Source organism: Nocardia implantans (assembly GCF_035544775.1).
Taxonomy (GTDB): Bacteria; Actinomycetota; Actinomycetes; order Mycobacteriales; family Mycobacteriaceae; genus Nocardia; species Nocardia implantans.
This window is the reverse complement of the sequence record NZ_JAYKYQ010000004.1, coordinates 253,642-271,537: the sequence shown is the minus strand read 5'-3', so window position 1 is coordinate 271,537 and position 17,896 is coordinate 253,642. Positions and strand designations below refer to the sequence as shown.

Here is a 17,896-nt window from a genome sequence, read left to right as displayed (position 1 = left end):
CGGCCCGGGACCGGTGACATCGCGCCAGCTCAACCGCACAGCAGTTCCTCGATCTCCGCGCCGGTCGGCATCGCGTCCGCACAGGCCAGACGGGCGGCGACCAGCGCGCCCGCCGCGTTCGCGTAAGCCGCGATGCGCCGTGGTTCCCAGTCCGAGAGCAGGCCGTGGATCAGCGCGCCGCCGAAACCGTCACCAGCGCCGAGCCCGCACACCACATCCACGCGGCACGGCGGCATCGTCCAACGTTCCTCGGCAGTGGCCACCAGTACGCCCTCGCCGCCTTGCTTGATCACCGCCAAGCGCACGCCACGCGCGAGCAGTCGATCGGCCGCCGTGTCCGGGTCGGCGGTGCCCACCGCCACCTCGACCTCCGCGCGGTTGCCGACCACCACGTTCACGTGGTCGACCATCCACCCGATCTCGGCCCGCGCGGTTTCGACATCCGGCCAGAACATCGGCCGGTAGTCCAGATCGAGCACCGTATGCCCGCGTCGCGCCCGCCGCAGCAAGATCTCCCGCTGTGTGCCGCGTGCTGGTTGCGCGCTCACTCCGGTACCGGTGACCCACAACAGCGGCACGGCATCCACCACGTCCCAGGGCACTTCGTCCGGAGTGATGGTCAGATCCGGCGCAATCGGCGAACGGTAGAACAGCAGCGGTGGATCGGACGGCGGCGTGAGTTCACAGAACACGACGGGTGTCTGCAGATCCGGCGCGGTCGTCACGTAACGGGACGAGACGCCGAAGTCCTCGAGCGCCGTGCGCACGAACTCGCCGAAGCCGTCGGGACCCACCTTGGTCAGCACCGCCGCACGCCGGCCGAGCCGGGCAGCCGCGACGGCGACGTTGGTCGCGGTGCCGCCCAGGAACTTCGCGAAACTGCGCACCTGCGCCAATGCCACCCCGCTTTGTTCGGGATAGAGGTCCACCCCGACGCGGCCGATGGTCAACGCCTCCAGCTCGGTCTGTGCGTTCACGGCGTCACCACACGCTGCAGTTCGTGCTGCAACGCCTCCAGCTCCGCCCCGCCCGCCATCTGGCGGGTCAACTCGGGCAGGTCGATCTCGGATTTCTCGTATGAGCCGAGCGTCGCGCCGCGCTGCAAAAGCAGGAAGCGGTCGCCGACCGGATAGGCGTGGTGCGGGTTGTGGGTGATGAGCACGACGCCGAGCCCGCGTTCGCGCGCCCGCACGACGTACTGCAACACCACCCCGGCCTGTTTCACGCCCAGCGCCGCGGTCGGCTCATCGAGGATCAGCACCTTCGCGCCGTAGTGCACCGCCCGCGCGATGGCGATGCACTGACGCTGCCCACCGGACAAGGTGCCGACCGGCTGTTCCATGTCGCGGATCTCGATGCCCATGTCCGTCAACGCGGTTCGGGCGATCGCGCCGCCCTTCTTGCGGTCCAGCAGCCGGAACGGGCCGAATCCGAACGTCGGCTCGGAGCCGAGCACGAAGTTGCGCCACACACTCATCAGCGGCACCACCGCGAGATCCTGGTACACCGTCGCGATGCCGCGATCCAACGCCGCCCGCGGCGAGGCGAACCGCACCGCTTCGCCCTCGACGCGCAGTTCGCCCCGGTCGTGCTGATGCACCCCGGCGAGGATCTTGATCAGCGTGGATTTGCCCGCGCCGTTGTCGCCGAGCACACAGGTCACCTCGCCCGCGTTCACCACCGTCGACACCTCGCGTAGGGCGACGACGCCGCCGTAGCTCTTGCCGAGGCCGACGGCCTCGATGAGGGCAGTCATCGGCGCACCCTTTCGGCTCGTTTCTGGAATCGGTTGTTGACCAGCACCGCCGCCAGCAGCAGCACGCCGAGGAACAGCATGAACCAGTCGCTGTCCCAGCGGGCGAAGACGATGCCTTGGCGCGCCATGCCGAAGATCAGCGCGCCGATGGCGGCCCCGACCGCCGAGCCGAAGCCACCGGTGAGCAGGCACCCGCCCACCACGGCGGCGATGATGTAGTGCAGTTCCAGCCCGACGCCCTGGTTGGCCTGCACGCCGGCGAAACGCAGGATGTTGCAGGAGCCGACCACCCACGCGGCGAACGCGGTGCCCATGAACAGCAGGATCTTGGTGCGATCCACGGGCACCCCCACCGCGCGGGCGCTGGGCAGCGCGCCGCCGACGGCGAAGATCCAGTTGCCGAACCTGGTGCGGACCAGAACAATCGCCGCGATCGCGGTGAGCACGACCCACCAGACCACCGACGCCTGCAGGTGCGCGTCCCCGATGTCGAGCGTCGAGGCGAATACCCAGCCCGCCGACTGGTAGCCGTCCGCGCCCCGCACGCCCGACACCTGCACCGTGTAGGTGACCAGTCGCGTCACACCGAGGTTCAGGCCCTGGAGGGCGAGGAAGCTGCCCAGTGTGACGATGAAGCTGGGCAGCCCGGTCCGCATCACCACCCAGCCGTTGAACGCGCCGACGACCAGCGCGAACACCAGCGAAGCGAGCAGCGCGAACCACACGTTCCAGCCGGCGTGCACCGCCAGCAGCGCGGTGACCAGCGCCGTGGACGCGGTCATCACGCCCGCCGACAGGTCGAACTCGCCGCCGATCATCAGCAGCGCCACGGCCACCGCCATGATGCCCAGCGTGGAGGCGTCGTCCAACCAGGTCGCGACACCGAGCGGGCTCAGGAAACGGTCGGTGACCACGGAAAAGAACACGAACACCAGTAGCGCGCCCAGCGCCGCGCCGATCTCCGGACGCATCGCCAAGCGTTGCAGCGGTGCGCGGCCCGCATCTCGCACCGGGTCGGTCGTCGTCGTGGCAGCGATCATGTCATCCCCCTCAGCGCGTGCCCTGCGCGACGAGCGCGGCGACGGCATCCACATTGCTCTTGTCGACGAAGCCGGGACCGGTCTGCACCGGCGCGCCGCCTCCGACGGTGTTCAGGTTCGTCCGATAGAGCTTCAGCAGCACGATCGGCAGATAGCCTTGCTGGTACTGCTGCTGATCGACCGCGAACAGCAGCTTTCCCTCCCGGAGGGCCTCCACCACATCGGAATTCAGGTCGAAGGTGGCGACAGTCGCGGCCGACCCGGCCTCCCGCACCGCGTCCACCGCTCGCGCGGCGACCTGCGAGTTCAACGTCAGGACCGCGTCGATGGATCGATCGGCCTCCAGCGCGCCTTTGATCCTCGATTGCGCGTCGGTGGGATTGTTGATGTCCACCTGCAACGTGGTCGCGTTGCCGAACGCCTTGGTCGCGCCCGCGCAGCGTTGATTCGCGCCGATATTGCCCGCCTCGTGGATGACGCACAGCATCTTGGTGCGTCGCGCCTCGGCGAGGCGCCTGCCCGCGGCCTCTCCTGCCAGCGATTCGCTCTGTCCCACATGGGCGAACGCGCCGAACTTCGCGCTCTCGGACTCGCCGGAATTGATGGTCACCACCGGAATGCCCGCTGCGACGGCCTTTTCCACCGACGGCCGCAGCGCCTCCGGGTTGGCCATCGAGACGACGAGCCCGTCGACGCCCTGCGCCACCGCGTTGTCGATCAGCTTCGCCTGCTGCGCGGGATCGCCGGAGGCGTTGTACTGCACCCGGATGCCGAGATCCTTGCCCGCGTTGTGCGCGCCGTTCTCGACGACGTTCCAGAACGCGTCGCCGGGGCTGCCGTGGGTGACCACCGCGACGGATTCCACCGTCCCGGCCGCGATCGGCGTCTGTGCGGGCGCGGGCGCGTCGGCGCCGGGACCGCTGCACGCGGCCAGGAAGGCGGCCGTGGCGATCCACGGCAGCAATCGGCTCGAACGCCGCCGTCTCGCGGTCACGTCGCGCGGTGTTGTCATCGTTGTCGCCGCTTCCACTAGATTCCCGCCGTGGCCGGCGCGATGGCCGCGAGGTGGCCCAGGCTGCGCTGGGCATCGTCGCTCGCTTGCCGCGCCGACTCGCCCGGCCGCAGCGCGGCGTCCTGCTCCAGCACGTACCAACCCCCATAACCTGCGGTCTGCGCGGTGTGCACAAGTGCCGCGATATCGACATCGCCGGCGCCAAGCGGCACATACAGTCCGCGGCGCACGGCCGCGCTGTAGTCCAGTTCTCCGGCGCGCACCTGATCGGCCAGCGCGCCGCGCACGTCTTTGAGATGGATGTGCCCGATCCGCTCGGCGTACCGTCGCGCGAGCCGGACCGGCTCGGCGCCGCCGATGAGCAGGTGCCCGGTGTCGAGGCAGAGGTCGAGATCGGAATCGGCGAGGAACCGCTCGACCTCGGCCTCGCTCTCCACATGGGTGCCGACATGCGGGTGCAGCACCGTGCGCAAGCCGTGTGCGGCGGCCGCGCGGCGGACCGCCGCGGCCGTGTCGACCAAGGCGCGCCATTCGGAGCCGTCGAGTCGCGGGCGCGCGTCGTACCCGCTCAACCCCGTCGCGGCGGCGAGCACGAGAACTTCCGCGCCCGCGGCGGCCAACTGGGCGGCGACGTTCTCGGCGCGTGCGACGGCGCCGTGCCGATCGCGGTGCAGCACCACGGCGAGGAACCCGCCGACCGCCCTGAGCCCGAAGGTTTCCAGCAACCGGCGCGACGCCCCCGGATCGCGCGGCAGATAGCCGGGAGGACCGAGTTCCGTTGCGGTCAGGCCGAGTGCGGCCATCTCCGCCAAGACGGTGGGCGCGTCGAGCACACGGCCCCAGCCGGGAACCTCACAGACTCCCCAGGAGATCGGCGCGGCCGCGACGCGCAGCGGGTGCAGGGGTTCGGTCATCGGTGCTTCTCCGACCTTCGACTGTCGAGGTGTCCGTTCTGTTGGAGCGCTCCAACTATGTAACGCAGGTCATAGGGTGTCAAGCGTCGTCAGCGCAGCGTCTGAAACCCGCTCACCAGGCAATATGGGGCTTCCGCGCCGCGAAACGCCAACCCTGAACCCCGATTGGAGCGCTCTATTGATCAGCACGTGGGCAGCTTGTATCGTGCGAGCCGAAAATGCCTGCGAAGACGGAACGGAGGCGACATGGCACGACCGACCATGGAAGACGTCGCCGCCCGCGCCGGCGTCTCCCGCGCCCTCGTCTCCTTGGTCATGCGCGACTCTCCGAAGGTCAGCGAGCACCGCCGCCGAGCCGTGCTCGACGCGGCCGAAGACCTCGGCTACCGACCGCACATCATGGCGCGCTCGCTGGCCAGCCGGACCTCCAACATCGTCGGCGTCATGGTCTCCGACCTGCGCAACGCCTTCTTCGCCGACATCGTCGAAAGCATGGACGCCGCCGCCAAGGCCTGCGGCCTCGAACTGATCCTCAACACCGGCAGGCGCACCGTCGCCCGCGAACGCACGGCGCTGGAAAGCCTGCTGTCCTTCCGGCCGGGAGGCATCATCCTGCTGTCACCGATCCTGCCCGCCGCCGCCATTCGCGCAGCGGCGCAGCAGGCTCCGCTGGTGCTGGTCTCGCGCACCTCCACCGTCGCCGAGATCGACACGGTCAACGACGACGGCGAGGTCGGCACCGGATTGGCCGTCGATCATCTGGTCTCCCTCGGGCATCGACGCATCGTGCACCTGGACGGCGGCGCAGCCTTCACCTCCGCGCCCCGCCGCAAGGGCTACCGCGCCGCCATGCGGCGCCACGGCCTCGAACCGATGGTCGTGGCGAGCGAGCACACCGACTCCGCGGGCACGGCCGCGGTGCGCAAACTGCTGAACCTGTTCTCCCGCGACAACTTCCCCACCGCGCTGGTCTGCGGCAACGACTTCAACGCCGTGGGGGCGATGTCCGCGCTGGAGGAAGCGGGGCTGCGGGTGCCAGAGGACGTGTCGGTGGTCGGCTACGACAACACCTCGCTGGCCGCGCTGCGCCACGTCGCGCTGACCACCATCGACCAGCCCCGCACCCAGATGGGCCGCCTCGCGATCGAGGCGCTCGCCGAACGCCTTCGCGACGGCCGCACCACCCCGGCCCGCCGCCGGGTGGAACCTTCGCTCGTCGTCCGCTCCACCACGACCGCTCCCCGCTGAACCACGGGCCCCGCGCCCCGCCACCGTTCCAAATATAAGGAGAGCCGATGTCATCCCACCGAGCCGTCACGCTGGGCCTCGCCGGAACCGGCCGCATCGGAACCTCCCACGCCGAGACTTTGAAGAAACTCCCGAACGTCGCCACCGTGCTGGTCGCCGATGCCGATGCCGACCGCGCCCGCACCACCGCCGCCGTCCTCGGCGTCGAATTCGCCCCCGACCTCGACACCCTCTTCGCCGCCGACCTCGACGGCCTGATCATCACCACCACCACCGACTCCCATCCCGGACTCATCCTCCGCGCTGTCGACGCGGGCATTCCCGTCTTCTGCGAAAAGCCCGTGGCCGCCGACATCACCGGCACGCTGGCCGTCGTCGACCACCTCCGCAACTCCCCGGTCCCCGTCCAGATCGGCTTCCAACGCCGCTTCGACGCCGGCTACCGAGCGGCGCGCGAAGCGATCCGCTCCGGACGGCTCGGCTGGCTGCACACGTTGCGCGCGACGACCCTCGATCCGGCTCCACCACCCGCCGAATACATCGCCCGCTCCGGCGGGTTGTTCCGCGACTGCGGGGTGCATGATTTCGACATCATTCGTTGGGTGACGGGGCGTGAGATCGTCGAGGTATATGCGCTCGGGGCGAACCGGGGCGAGGCGTTCTTCGCCGAAGCCGACGATGTCGATACGGGCGCAGTACTGCTGCGCCTGGATGACGGGGCGCTGGCGACTGTGTCACTGACCCGGTACAACGGGGCGGGGTACGACGTACGACTGGAAGCGTTGGGCTCCAAGGGAAACGCCATCGTCGGTTTGGACGACCGCGCGCCGCTGACTTCCGTCGAACCCGACCGAAGTCCCTCCCCCTATCCTCCCTATTCCGGGTTCATGGAACGCTTCCGTCCGGCGTATGCGGAGGAACTGGCGGCGTTCATCGAGGTCGCTACGGGGCGGCTCGAGAATCCCTGCACTCCGGCCGAAGCCCTGGAAGCGTTCTACGTCGCCGAGGCGTGTGAGTTGTCACGGCGTGAGGGGCGGGCGGTCGAGATCGCCAAAGTCCGGTGCTGAGCAGTCTGGGATTCGTATTCTGTGCCATGCAGGTCAGCGCTGGGAATGGAACGAGGGGCAGGTGTCGCTGTGGGGGTTCAGATCGGGTTGTGGCGGGTCGACGGATCGCCTCGCCGCATCGTTCCAGCGAAGATGCCGCTCGAGCAGCGGCTGGAGGAAATCATCGAGAACGACCCAGCCATGTTGGGAACGGATGTGATGATCATCGGCCGACAGGTGGTTACTGCCTACGGCAGCCGGATCGACCTGCTCGGCGTGGACGTCGATGGCGGACTGTATGTCCTCGAGCTCAAGAAGGACCGCACACCACGAGACGTCATCGCCCAAGTGCTCGACTACGGGTCCTGGGTCCAGACGCTCACCGACGACGACATCCGGCGCATATACCGTGAATATCGCGGAACTACGGATGAACCGTCCTTAGATGAGGCCTTCGCCTCTCACTTCGGTACGGACAGCGCGCCGGAGTCGCTGAACACGGCACATTCGATGGCCGTCGTCGCCGCCGAAATGGACGACACAACAGAACGTTTGGTGACCTATCTGGCCACCGGTTTCAACGTGCCGATCAATGTGATGTTCTTCGACTATTACGAGGACGACGGCCGCTCCTATCTCGCACGTACGTGGATGCTGGACCGCAGCACAGTGGCAGGCGCGGGTCAAACCGCGAGTTCGACTCGGCGCCAAGCGCCATGGAACGGCCAGGACTGGTACGTCAATTTCGGAGAGGAACCCGTCAGCCGGAATTGGGACGACGCGCAACGGTACGGCTTCGTGTCGGCGGGCGGAGGCAAGTGGTACTCGAGAAGCCTTCGACAAGTTCCGGTAGGCGGACGCATTTTCACCTACATCCCCAAGGTTGGTTACGTCGGCCTCGGCGAGGTGGTCGGCGAGGCGCAGCCCGCGGACAGCGCGACACTAGCCGTGGACGGCGTCGACACTCCCTTCCGCCAGCTGAAACTGGCAGCGGATTATCGGCACACAATTGCCCAGCCCAGGCCCGACGAGGACTACCGCGAATGGATCTTGCCAGTCCGATGGCAACGAACCGTCTGCCGAGAACGTGCCTTCCGCAAACCTGGTCTCTTCGCCAACCAAAACTCGGCTTGCAACCTCCGTAATCAGTTCACCATCGACGAGGTGACCAAGTTCTTCGATCAAAACGAGTGATCGAGTGCACAACGCGCTCAGCCCAACAGCCGAACCATCTCGTCGATCACCGGCGAGTCGGCCAACAGCCGGTCTCGATCGATCACCCGCAAACTCATACCTGGTTTCCCACGCGGATCTGGTTGTCGACTTACACAAGTAGGCCAGTGGTTCCTGTGCTACGACGTCAACAGTTGAGGATTGGAACCTATGAGCGCGATGGAACGTAGGCGAGCGGGGGTGGTCAGGTCACGCCTCGCCGGAGGCGATACGGCCCGTCGATCGATCCGGCAGGATTCCGGCTCGGACAAGGTCCTCGTAGATACGCTGCTGTTCGTCGTCGAGATTCGAGTACAGCATGTCGTAGGCCAGATCTTCCTCGGCGAGCACCGCGATCGGATCCCAGTCGTCACCGAGCGCCGCGACGACGGCGCTGCGGCGTCGCACCTCGTCCAAGGTGAGGTCGTAGGCGAAATTGTGGTCGGCCATTCGGGTATCTCCAGCCAGTTTCATTCAAGGAATCGACGACCATCACCCAGCCGCGCCTTCGCGGGCAATGACCTGCATCACGTTCGAGGGTTGCACTTCGTCACATTTGCTGTGCTCCGCCTGGGCCCCTGCGCAAGGGAGGGCGAATGCCGGGCTTGATCACCGCGACCTTTCGCCGATCGGAATGTCGCTCGTATCGACGGCAATCGACGGTGCGTTTCCATGCGAATCGTCGCACAGAGTATTCGCGACACCCGCAGGCAGCCGCGCCATGACCTCGGTCACCGCGCGTGATAGCGGCACTCGTGCGTCGTCCCACACCCCGCGTTGATGAGTTCTCCCGTATTCGGCGCGTATTTCGCCATGGGAACGATCCCTAGGGTTCGAGCGGGGAAAAACATTCCGGCAATTGGCATTTCACGAACCACGGATCGATCGTGCGCGCGCCGGCGCGCTGCTAGCATCGGGCGGTTCGCGACAGTGGTTCCGGATGAAGCGGAGGGGAATTCATGAGCGGCGCGTCGGACTGCGATCGTCGGCAGAAGCGGGTCATGGCGTCGCGCCGTGTCTCGTACACGGTGCCCGCCCTGGTGGCCATGGCGCTCGTGTCCAGTGGATGCGGGGCTGGTGGCACCGCCGCTCCCCGGCCGATCGTCACCACAGTCTTCACCACCACCTCGAAGCCCCCGACCCGCACGACACCGCCGATGACCACTACCGCCCCACCGACGACGACCACCCCCCGGATCACCTCGACCGCGCCGACCACCGACACCGCACAGCCGATTTACGTCGGGATCTGTGTCGACCAGACGACGAGCACCCGGGCGACCGACGACCTGTGCGATACCACCGACAGCCGTTACGCCACCTTCTGGTATCGCCACGCCGACGCACTGGTGTATCCGGCGGTCGGCGCCGCGGTGGCCCTGGCCGCAGGAACTTTCCTGCGCCCGAGCGGGACCGCGGTGCACGACCGAGGAGTTCCGGCCACCGGCGGCACGATCCAGCGCGGCGTGCTCGGCCAAGGCCGCCCCGACATCGGCGGCGTCGGCTCGTAGCTCGACCCGAAGGCCGGCCCTCAGGTCAGTCTCGCGACGGCGGGACGCAGGGTCGACGTGGTCGAACCTTATGCCGGAACCGCGGCGATGCGGCGATGCCGTATCCATCCGCGGACGCCGATGGCCAGCGGTACCAGGACGGTGAGAAACCCGGACACCGGCTCGAAAACGAGGCCGAACGCGGTCAACACGCCGATTGCCGAGAGGATCGGCACTGGTACGTAGCCGCGGGTTCGCTCCGTCTCGATCACGGCGATACCGAAGCCGACGGCGGCGACTCCGAACGCGGTGAACCAGAAAGCGAGCTCGGTCTGCTCACGACCGGTCGCCCAGATGACTCCACCGAGCGCGGTATGTGCCGATCCGATGAAAGCGAGCAGACCGCCCGTCAGCGGGACCCTTGTTTTTGAATCCATATTCTTAAACATTGCCCTAGGCTGTCACCCGTGGCAAGACCCCAGCGATTCACCGATGACCAGATCCTCGACGCCGCGCGCGACTTGCTCGCCGATCCGGCTACGACCAGACCGACCATCGCCGCGATCAGTGCCGCCTCCGGCGTCCCCACCGGCTCGATATACGTGCGCTTCGCTTCCCGCGAAGAGTTGCTCGCTCGACTGTGGCTGCGCTCGATCCGGCGCTTCCAGACCGGAGTCATCGCCGCGCTGTCGGGAACCGACCCGCTGCTCGCCGCCGCGATGCACCTGCCTCGGTACTGCCGCGAGCATCCCACCGAAGCTCGTGCGATGAAGATGTTCCGGCGCGATGAGCTGCTGGACGTGGGCCCTGCCGAGTTGCGCGCGGACATCGCCGCGGTCAACGACCGAATGAACGACGCGCTGCGCGCCGCCGTGGCGGCGGAGTTCGGCGCCGACGACGAGCACCGCATGGCGATCGCGATCGCTGCGGTCAAGGCGATTCCCTACGGGCTGGTTCGCGAGTACATCGCAGGCGCGGTGCCCATTCCGGACTGGGTCGACGACGTCGTCGCCACCGCGACGGCCGCCGTAGTCCACGAGTTGGGCCCGACAGCCACCGAGTCGGTCACATCCGGATAAGGCGCTGTCTCCGCGAGCCGGTTCACGCAGGCAGCAGCCGCGCGACGACTTCGGTCAACTGCTTGACGTTCCGGCACTCGTGCATCGTCACGCACTCCGCGTACACATAGGCTGCGGAATCCCCCGTCGACCACGACCGAGACGGCTCGGGATTCAGCCAGTAGGTGTGCTTCGCTCGATCGGCGATCGTCTGCACGGCGGCGAGATTCGGGTCCGTGCGGTTGGTGCGCCCGTCACCGAGGATGAGGACGGACGTACGCGGCCCGAGGGCGTCGGCGTAGTTGTCGAGGAAGCCTTGGAAGGCTTCGCCGTAGTTGGAGCTGCCGAAGCGAGCGACCTTGGTGGAACGGATGATTCGAGCGGCGGTGCCTGGGGTCGGTGGTTCGCCGGGGGTGAAGAAGTGAGTGATCTCGTCGCAGGTGTCGACGAAGCCGAAGCTGCGGACCTTGCTGAACTGGTCTTGCAGGGCCTGGATCAGGTGGAGGGTGAATTCGGCGAAGCCGGTGACCGAGCCGGAGATGTCGGCGAGGACCACCAGGTCGGGGCGGCCGTGTTTGCGGGCGCGCAGCACCGGGTCGATGGGGACGCCTCCGGTGGACATGGAGCGGCGGAGGGTGCGACGTAGATCGATCTGGCCGCGCACCGCTTTGCGGCGGCGGACGGCGAGCCGGGTGGCGAGTTTGCGGGCCAGCGGGTGGACCAGGCGGCGCATTTCGGCGAGGTCCTGTTCGCGGGCGCCGAGGAAATCGATTCGGTCGGTGCTGGATTCGACGCCGCGGCGGGCGATGTATTCGGTGCCGCGCAGTTGTGCGGAGCGCAGCCGGGCCTCGGTCTGGACCGCGGTACGGAAGCCGGCGAGGCGGCGGTTCGCTTCGATCGTGTGGACGGTGGCGTCGAGCTGGGACGAGCCGTTCATGCCCGCGACGATGCGATCGATGAGTTCTTCGGGGCGAAGGGCTTTCATGGTCAGGTAGGAGGACCAGCCTGCGCCCGACGCGGTGGTGACCGGCGCGGAAGACTGCGCGGCGCCGCCGTAGCCGCCGAGTTCGGTCAGCGCCTGGCGGGCCAGTTCGGCGATCGAGCCCGAATCATCCTGTGCCAGTGCGGCAACGAGACGATCGCGCAGTGCTTCGACGGTTTCGGGTGTCGACGGCTCCACGGGCTGCGGCTGCTGAGCGGTCAGGAAGTAGAGGTCGAAGAGTTGATCGAACACGGCGCGCTGACCATTTCGGCGTAGCAGGCAGGCCGCCATGCCGGAGCGCAGGCGAGCGCGATCCTCGATTCCCAGGGCGACCATCGCCTCGGCCGCGTCGATGGTCTCACTCGGCCCCGCGTCGATACCGTGATCGCGTAGCAGCCCGACGAACTCGACGAGCCGATCGGTCATCGAGTCGGGGCCTCGGCGGCCCGCTTCAGCGATGCTCATGCTGACCCCGGTGCCTCGCAACCCCGCAGGAATCGATGGCCGCATGCGAGGCGAGATTGCGCAGCGGCCGGGCGGGCGGTCGCGGACTAGAGCCCGCGATCGACCCGAGCCGTCGACCCCCCGGTCCGCTGCGATGCCGAGGACCGGTCGGATACCGGAATCGCACGGCGACAGGGGACTTTGTGCTGAGGACGGTCCCGGGCGCGCGAGATGCGATATCGACCGGGGCGGAGAACGTGACCCGGTCGTGCGCCGACAGCGCGACGACGACCTCCGCGCCGTCGATGGCGACCGATGCGGCGATCCGACCGAACCCGACCTTCATCTCACCGCCCACCTTGCTCGGCATCCAGATCGAGCCCGAGCCGCTCGATCGCCAGACGATGGTCGGATTGATACTTCAACAGAACGCCGAGCGTCGAGCGGACCACGCCGCCGGATATGTTGCGCGCACCGAGGGCGACCAGAGTCTTGGCCCAGTCGACGGTTTCGGCGATCGACGGAGCCTTTCGCAGCGAGAGCTGCCGCAGCGCCCCGACCACGCGCACCACCGGCTCACCCAGCGCCTCGTCCAGCTCCGGGACCTTCATCCGGACGATCGCCCGCTCCAATTCCGCCGTCGGGTAATCGATGTGCAGATACAGGCAGCGGCGCTTCAGCGCTTCGGACAGCTCCCGGTTGGCGTTGGAGGTCACGATGGCGAACGGCTTGCGGACGGCGGTGACGGTGCCGAGTTCCGGGATGCTCACCTGGAAGTCGCCGAGTACCTCGAGCAGCAGTCCCTCCAGCTCCACGTCGGCCTTGTCGAGTTCGTCGATGAGCAGCACGGTGGAACGCGGATTGCGGATGGCGGCCAACAAGGGGCGCGCGAGAAGGAACTCTTCGGTGAAGACGTGGTCGCGGGTGCTGTCCCAGCCTGCGTCGTCCGAGGCGGTGATGCGCAGCAGTTGTTTGGCGTGGTTCCACTCGTAGAGGGCGCGCGCCTCATCGATGCCCTCGTAGCACTGCAGCCGCACCAGGTCGGAGGCGGTCGCCGCGGCGACGGCCTTCGCCAACTCGGTCTTGCCGACGCCCGCCGGGCCCTCGATCAGCAGTGGCTTGCCGAGATGACCCGCGAGGAACACGGCGGTGGCGATATCCAGGGACGGCAGATACCCGGCCTCGGCGAGGCGCCCGGTCACCTCATCCACCGAGGCGAAGAACTTACTCATCGGTAACTAGTCTAGACGGGGCATTTCAGCCGCGCTCCACACCGGTCTCCGAAGAGATCCCGAGGCACGCCGACCAACCCCGGCGCGTTCCGCGAGTGGCACACCATCGAGAGGCTTACTCGCGTTTTGCCGCAGCCCTGTGCCACTCACGGATGCCGGTGTTGTCGAGGTGGGGGCGGATTCCATAGGGGATGCCCCTAATGCCGCGGTTTTATTTACCCCGAAGGGGAGGCGACACCCGTGACCTTTCCAAGCGGGTGCGCGAGAGTGTAGGAATGCAGTCGCTGCCCGGCGGTAAGCGCGGCCGCGAAGCAGTGACCGTAGATCCAAGATCTGTGCACGGAGGTGGGCCGTGGGCAGACCCCGCGTCGGGGATGGCGGGCGAAGACGCTCGCCGCAGAGTGAAAGGATTTACGTTGTTCTCCACAACCAGCGCACGCCGCACCTTGGCCCGCGTGGCCGTAGCCGGGGCAATCGCCGCGATCCCGTTGACCGCGCTGGCGATGCCCGCGTCCGCCACGCCCAGTACACCCGGCGTAACTCCGGCTCGATACGACCCGTATTACGACAACCGGTGCGACTTCGGCCCATTCCCGAACTGGAGTTGCAACAACAACCCGTTGTTCGGCGGAGGCCATTACGGCAACCCACCCTATGGCCGCGGTCCCGGCGGATGGGGGCAGGGCTGGGGCACCGACTCGTTCGGCAGTAGTTAGGAATTCCGCGAAGACGCCGGTGGCCCGCTCCGAACTCCGGAGCGGGCCACCACGCGAATCAGCCCGAGGGTCAGGCGGTTTCGGTGATCGGGCGATCGACCCAGCTCATCAGGCCGCGCAGCTTGGCGCCGGTGACCTCGATCGGGTGCTCGGCGTTCTTCTTGCGCAGCGCCTCGAGCTCCTTGTTGCCGCCCTCGACGTTGGCGACCAGGCGCTTGACGAAGCTGCCGTCCTGGATGTCCTTGAGGATGTCCTGCATCCGCTTCTTGGTGTCGGCGTCGATGACCCGCGGGCCCGACAGGTAGCCGCCGAACTCGGCGGTGTCGGAGACCGAGTAGTTCATCCGCGCGATGCCGCCCTCGTACATCAGGTCGACGATCAGCTTCAGCTCGTGCAGCACCTCGAAGTAGGCCATCTCCGGCGCGTAACCGGCCTCGACCATGACTTCGAAACCGGTCTTGACCAGTTCCTCGGTGCCGCCGCACAGCACGGCCTGCTCACCGAACAGGTCGGTCTCGGTCTCCTCCTTGAAGGTGGTCTTGATGACGCCCGCGCGGGTGCCGCCGATGCCCTTGGCGTAGGACAGCGCCAGCGCCTGGCCCTCGCCCTTCGGGTCCTGGTCGATCGCGATCAGCGCGGGAACGCCCTTGCCGTCGACGAACTGACGGCGCACCAGGTGACCGGGGCCCTTCGGCGCGACCATGCCGATGGTGACGTTGGCGGGCGGCTTGATCAGGCCGAAGTGGATGTTGAGGCCGTGGCCGAAGAACAGCGCGTCGCCGTCCTTCAGGTTCGGCTCGATGTCGTTGGTGAAGATCGACGCCTGCGCGGTGTCGGGCGCGAGCACCATGATGACGTCCGCCCACTCCGAGACCTCGGCCGGCGTGCCGACGGTCAGGCCGGCCTCCTCGGCCTTCGGACGCGACTTCGAACCCTCGGCCAGACCGACGCGGACCTCGACGCCCGAGTCGCGCAGGCTCAGCGAGTGCGCGTGACCCTGGCTGCCGTAGCCGATGACAGCGACCTTGCGGCCCTGGATGATCGACAGGTCGGCATCGTCGTCGTAGAACATCTCGACTGCCACTGTGGTTCCTTCCGGGATCATCCCCGCGCGAGGCGGGGCACACCGTGCTCGCGCAGGTGTTGATTTTCGTTGTTCTGGATCGGATCACCCCCGCGGGCGCGGGAGGGGATCATTCCCGCGTGAGCGGGGAGGCGGCACGCCAACCGTCGATCGCAGAAAGACTAGCGTGTGGCCGCCGCCGGGCGGTCGGCCCCATCGGTGTGCCGCTGGTCAGCTCAGCGGGTGGCGGTGATGGACTTCGGTCCACGCCCCACCGCGACGACACCGGACTGCACGATCTCCCGGATGCCGTACGGTTCGAGCATCCGCAGCAGCGCGTCGAGCTTGGACCGGGTTCCGGTCGCCTCGACGGTGAGCGCGTCCGGCGACACGTCGATGACCTTGGCGCGGAACAACCCGACCGCCTCGATCACCTGAGTCCGCACGCTGGCGTCGGCGCGCACCTTCACCAGGATCAATTCGCGGGCCACCGAGCTGTCGGCGTCCTGCTCCACGATCTTGATGACGTTCACCAGCTTGTTGAGCTGCTTGGTGACCTGCTCCAGCGGCAGGTCCTCGACGGTGACGACGATGGTCATGCGCGAGATCTCCGGCAGCTCGGTGCCACCGACCGCCAGCGACTCGATGTTGAAGCCGCGGCGGGAGAACAGCGCCGCGACCCGTGCCAGCACGCCCGGCTTGTCCTCGACGAGAACGCTGAGGGTATGCGTGGTACTCATCCGTTGTTCACCTTGTTCTGATCTTGCGACATCGCCGTGTGGATGACGGCGGGCTCGGCGGCCTGCTCGTCGTCGTCGAACAGCGGGCGGATGCCGCGAGCGGCCATGATCTCGTCGTTGCTGGTGCCCGCGGCGACCATCGGCCACACCTGGGCGTCCTTGCCGACGATGAAGTCGATCACCACGGGACGGTCGTTGATGGACTGCGCCTCGCGGATCGCGGCCTCCACGTCCTCCTCGCGCTCCACCCGGATGCCGTGGCAGCCGAGGGCTTCGGCGAGCTTCACGAAGTCGGGGATGCGCAGGGTGTGCGTGCCGAGGTCGGTGTTGGAGTAGCGCTCCTGGTAGAAGAGCGTCTGCCACTGCCGAACCATGCCGAGGTTGCCGTTGTTGATCAGCGCGACCTTGATCGGGACGCCCTCGACGGCGCAGGTGGCCAGTTCCTGGTTGGTCATCTGGAAGCAGCCGTCACCGTCGACCGCCCACACCTCTTTGTCCGGCGCGCCCATCTTGGCGCCCATGGCCGCAGGGACGGCGTAGCCCATGGTGCCGAGACCACCGGAGTTCAGCCAGGTGCGCGGCTTCTCGTACTTGATGAACTGGGCGGCCCACATCTGGTGCTGGCCGACGCCCGCGCAGTAGATCGCGTCGGGTCCGGCCAAGCGGCCGAGGGCCTCGATGACGAACTCCGGCGACAGCGAGCCGTCCGCGGGCGGGGTCCAGCCCAGCGGGTAGGCGTCGCGCACGCCGTCGAGGTAGGTCCACCAGTCGGTCAGGTGCAGCGGCAGCGCGTCGCTTGCCGAAGGGTCGGCCTTCAGGGTCTCGATGAGCTCGACGATCACCTCGCGGCAGTCGCCGACGATCGGGACGTCGGCGTGGCGGTTCTTGCCGATCTCGGCCGGGTCGATGTCGGCGTGGATGACCTTGGCGCCGGGCGCGAAGGAGTCCAGCTGCCCGGTGACGCGGTCGTCGAACCGCGCACCCAGGGTGATCAGCAGGTCGGACCGCTGCAAGGCGGCGACCGCGCCCACGGTGCCGTGCATGCCGGGCATGCCCATGTTCAGGCGGTGGCTGTCGGGGAACGCGCCGCGCGCCATCAGCGTGGTGACCACGGGGATGCCGGTCAGCTCGGCCAGTTGCAGCAGCTCGGCCGACGCGTCGGCCTTGATCACGCCGCCGCCGACGTAGAGCACGGGAGCCTTGGCTTCCATGATCATCCGCGCCGCCTCGCGCACCTGCTTGCCGTGCGGCTTGGTGACCGGGCGGTAGCCGGGCAGCCGCATCTCCGGCGGCCAGGTGAAGGTGGTCTGCGCCTGCAGCACGTCCTTCGGGATGTCGACGAGCACCGCGCCGGGACGGCCGGACGCGGCGAGGTAGAACGCCTCGGCGATGATGCGCGGGATGTCGACGCCGTCGGTGATCAGGAAGTTGTGCTTGGTGATCGGCATGGTGATGCCGGAGATGTCGGCTTCCTGGAACGCGTCGGTGCCGATCAGGCCGCGGCCGACCTGGCCGGTGATGGCCACGATCGGGACCGAGTCCATCTGCGCGTCGGCGATCGGGGTGACCAGGTTGGTCGCGCCGGGGCCGGATGTGGCCATACACACACCGACCTTGCCGGTGGCCTGGGCGTAACCGGTGGCGGCGTGACCCGCACCCTGCTCGTGGCGGACGAGCACGTGGCGCACTTTGGTCGAATCGAAAAGCGGGTCGTAGACGGGGAGGATCGCGCCACCCGGAATGCCGAATACGGTGTCGACGCCGAGCTCCTCGAGCGAACGGACGACCGACTGCGCGCCGGTGACCCGCTCGGGCGGGAGCTGGCGGCGGTTGGCCGCGGACGTCGCGTTGGCAGCGGGCGTGGCCTGCTGATTCGCCGAAGGCGCTGGCCTACGGGCCGAAGGCCCTGGCCGTGCGGTAGGTGCGCTCACCGTCTTCGTTCC

General features: G+C 67.8%; 18 protein-coding genes. 6 read left to right on the top strand and 12 right to left on the bottom strand.

The window, feature by feature from the left end; all coding sequences use genetic code 11:
- Nucleotides 1–29: 29 nt before the first annotated feature.
- From iolC to U3653_RS11765, 5 genes are read right to left on the bottom strand one after another with little or no spacing between them, the layout of a single operon-like run.
- Nucleotides 30–977 (bottom strand): 5-dehydro-2-deoxygluconokinase, encoded by a 948-nt coding sequence (gene iolC, locus U3653_RS11785; RefSeq protein WP_195078647.1) that lies wholly within the window; start codon nucleotides 975–977, stop codon nucleotides 30–32.
- Complete coding sequence (locus U3653_RS11780; protein ID WP_195078646.1) at nucleotides 974–1,756, bottom strand: ATP-binding cassette domain-containing protein; 783 nt, start codon at nucleotides 1,754–1,756, stop codon at nucleotides 974–976. The genes iolC and U3653_RS11780 overlap by 4 nt, the downstream gene beginning before the upstream one ends.
- Nucleotides 1,753–2,796 carry an ABC transporter permease gene (locus U3653_RS11775; protein WP_195078645.1) on the bottom strand — a complete coding sequence of 348 codons (1,044 nt, stop codon included), beginning with the start codon at nucleotides 2,794–2,796 and terminating at the stop codon, nucleotides 1,753–1,755. Before U3653_RS11775 ends, U3653_RS11780 begins: the two co-directional genes overlap by 4 nt.
- A 10-nt stretch (nucleotides 2,797–2,806) precedes the next feature.
- Nucleotides 2,807–3,808 carry a sugar ABC transporter substrate-binding protein gene (locus U3653_RS11770; protein ID WP_195078644.1) on the bottom strand — a complete coding sequence of 334 codons (1,002 nt, stop codon included), beginning with the start codon at nucleotides 3,806–3,808 and terminating at the stop codon, nucleotides 2,807–2,809.
- Nucleotides 3,809–3,825: 17 nt separating this feature from the next.
- Nucleotides 3,826–4,722: a TIM barrel protein gene (locus U3653_RS11765; RefSeq protein ID WP_195078643.1), complete on the bottom strand. Its 897-nt coding sequence runs from the start codon at nucleotides 4,720–4,722 to the stop codon at nucleotides 3,826–3,828.
- Nucleotides 4,723–4,968: 246 nt separating this feature from the next.
- Here U3653_RS11765 and U3653_RS11760 point away from each other — a divergent pair, with 246 nt between their 5' ends.
- The 3 genes from U3653_RS11760 to U3653_RS11750 all read left to right on the top strand — a co-directional run bounded on the left by U3653_RS11760 (nucleotide 4,969) and on the right by U3653_RS11750 (nucleotide 8,210).
- Nucleotides 4,969–5,970, top strand: a complete 1,002-nt coding sequence (locus tag U3653_RS11760) for a LacI family DNA-binding transcriptional regulator (RefSeq protein ID WP_195078642.1) — start codon at nucleotides 4,969–4,971, stop codon at nucleotides 5,968–5,970.
- Nucleotides 5,971–6,017: 47 nt separating this feature from the next.
- Nucleotides 6,018–7,037 carry a Gfo/Idh/MocA family protein gene (locus U3653_RS11755; RefSeq protein WP_195078641.1) on the top strand — a complete coding sequence of 340 codons (1,020 nt, stop codon included), beginning with the start codon at nucleotides 6,018–6,020 and terminating at the stop codon, nucleotides 7,035–7,037.
- 69 nt (nucleotides 7,038–7,106) lie between these two features.
- Nucleotides 7,107–8,210, top strand: a complete 1,104-nt coding sequence (locus tag U3653_RS11750; protein WP_195078640.1) for a DUF8606 domain-containing protein — start codon at nucleotides 7,107–7,109, stop codon at nucleotides 8,208–8,210.
- A gap of 228 nt (nucleotides 8,211–8,438) precedes the next feature.
- Here the strand turns inward: U3653_RS11750 and U3653_RS11745 are convergent, their stop codons facing one another.
- Nucleotides 8,439–8,678, bottom strand: a complete 240-nt coding sequence (locus U3653_RS11745; RefSeq protein WP_195078639.1) for a DUF6400 family protein — start codon at nucleotides 8,676–8,678, stop codon at nucleotides 8,439–8,441.
- 551 nt (nucleotides 8,679–9,229) lie between these two features.
- Here U3653_RS11745 and U3653_RS11740 point away from each other — a divergent pair.
- On the top strand, nucleotides 9,230–9,739 hold the full coding sequence (locus U3653_RS11740) for a hypothetical protein (protein ID WP_195078638.1): 510 nt from the start codon (nucleotides 9,230–9,232) through the stop codon (nucleotides 9,737–9,739).
- A 68-nt stretch (nucleotides 9,740–9,807) separates the two neighbouring features.
- Here the strand turns inward: U3653_RS11740 and U3653_RS11735 are convergent, their stop codons facing one another.
- Entirely contained in the window at nucleotides 9,808–10,155 is a 348-nt protein-coding gene (locus tag U3653_RS11735) for a DUF6463 family protein (protein WP_323124199.1), read from the bottom strand.
- A 30-nt stretch (nucleotides 10,156–10,185) separates the two neighbouring features.
- Between U3653_RS11735 and U3653_RS11730 the strand changes: the two genes are divergently transcribed.
- On the top strand, nucleotides 10,186–10,797 hold the full coding sequence (locus U3653_RS11730) for a TetR/AcrR family transcriptional regulator (protein WP_195078636.1): 612 nt from the start codon (nucleotides 10,186–10,188) through the stop codon (nucleotides 10,795–10,797).
- Between the two features lie 22 nt (nucleotides 10,798–10,819).
- On the opposite strand, the gene U3653_RS11725 is transcribed toward U3653_RS11730, so the two are convergent.
- A complete protein-coding gene (locus U3653_RS11725) occupies nucleotides 10,820–12,223 on the bottom strand; it encodes a vWA domain-containing protein (RefSeq protein WP_323124198.1) in 1,404 nt (467 codons plus the stop codon).
- Nucleotides 12,224–12,549: 326 nt separating this feature from the next.
- On the bottom strand, nucleotides 12,550–13,434 hold the full coding sequence (locus U3653_RS11720) for an AAA family ATPase (protein ID WP_195078635.1): 885 nt from the start codon (nucleotides 13,432–13,434) through the stop codon (nucleotides 12,550–12,552).
- Nucleotides 13,435–13,850: 416 nt separating this feature from the next.
- Between U3653_RS11720 and U3653_RS11715 the strand changes: the two genes are divergently transcribed.
- Complete coding sequence (locus U3653_RS11715) at nucleotides 13,851–14,150, top strand: hypothetical protein (RefSeq protein ID WP_195078634.1); 300 nt, start codon at nucleotides 13,851–13,853, stop codon at nucleotides 14,148–14,150.
- Between the two features lie 70 nt (nucleotides 14,151–14,220).
- Here the strand turns inward: U3653_RS11715 and ilvC are convergent, their stop codons facing one another.
- The 3 genes from ilvC to U3653_RS11700 form a co-directional block, all read right to left on the bottom strand.
- Complete coding sequence (gene ilvC, locus U3653_RS11710; RefSeq protein WP_174372187.1) at nucleotides 14,221–15,222, bottom strand: ketol-acid reductoisomerase; 1,002 nt, start codon at nucleotides 15,220–15,222, stop codon at nucleotides 14,221–14,223.
- Between the two features lie 227 nt (nucleotides 15,223–15,449).
- On the bottom strand, nucleotides 15,450–15,953 hold the full coding sequence (gene ilvN / locus U3653_RS11705; RefSeq protein ID WP_040780853.1) for an acetolactate synthase small subunit: 504 nt from the start codon (nucleotides 15,951–15,953) through the stop codon (nucleotides 15,450–15,452).
- Entirely contained in the window at nucleotides 15,950–17,884 is a 1,935-nt protein-coding gene (locus U3653_RS11700; RefSeq protein ID WP_067797575.1) for an acetolactate synthase large subunit, read from the bottom strand. Before U3653_RS11700 ends, ilvN begins: the two co-directional genes overlap by 4 nt.
- Nucleotides 17,885–17,896 lie beyond the last annotated feature (12 nt).

Bases quoted from the DNA above. Each gene is read 5' to 3' on its own strand.
- U3653_RS11780 (WP_195078646.1), bottom strand. From the start codon at position 1,756: ATGACTGCCCTCATCGAGGCCGTCGGCCTCGGCAAGAGCTACGGCGGC.
- U3653_RS11775 (WP_195078645.1), bottom strand. From the start codon at position 2,796: ATGATCGCTGCCACGACGACGACCGACCCGGTGCGAGATGCGGGCCGC.
- U3653_RS11770 (WP_195078644.1), bottom strand. From the start codon at position 3,808: ATGACAACACCGCGCGACGTGACCGCGAGACGGCGGCGTTCGAGCCGA.
- U3653_RS11765 (WP_195078643.1), bottom strand. From the start codon at position 4,722: ATGACCGAACCCCTGCACCCGCTGCGCGTCGCGGCCGCGCCGATCTCC.
- U3653_RS11760 (WP_195078642.1), top strand. From the start codon at position 4,969: ATGGCACGACCGACCATGGAAGACGTCGCCGCCCGCGCCGGCGTCTCC.
- U3653_RS11755 (WP_195078641.1), top strand. From the start codon at position 6,018: ATGTCATCCCACCGAGCCGTCACGCTGGGCCTCGCCGGAACCGGCCGC.
- U3653_RS11745 (WP_195078639.1), bottom strand. From the start codon at position 8,678: ATGGCCGACCACAATTTCGCCTACGACCTCACCTTGGACGAGGTGCGA.
- U3653_RS11740 (WP_195078638.1), top strand. From the start codon at position 9,230: ATGGCGTCGCGCCGTGTCTCGTACACGGTGCCCGCCCTGGTGGCCATG.
- U3653_RS11735 (WP_323124199.1), bottom strand. From the start codon at position 10,155: ATGGATTCAAAAACAAGGGTCCCGCTGACGGGCGGTCTGCTCGCTTTC.
- U3653_RS11725 (WP_323124198.1), bottom strand. From the start codon at position 12,223: ATGAGCATCGCTGAAGCGGGCCGCCGAGGCCCCGACTCGATGACCGAT.
- U3653_RS11720 (WP_195078635.1), bottom strand. From the start codon at position 13,434: ATGAGTAAGTTCTTCGCCTCGGTGGATGAGGTGACCGGGCGCCTCGCC.
- ilvC (WP_174372187.1), bottom strand. From the start codon at position 15,222: ATGTTCTACGACGACGATGCCGACCTGTCGATCATCCAGGGCCGCAAG.
- ilvN (WP_040780853.1), bottom strand. From the start codon at position 15,953: ATGAGTACCACGCATACCCTCAGCGTTCTCGTCGAGGACAAGCCGGGC.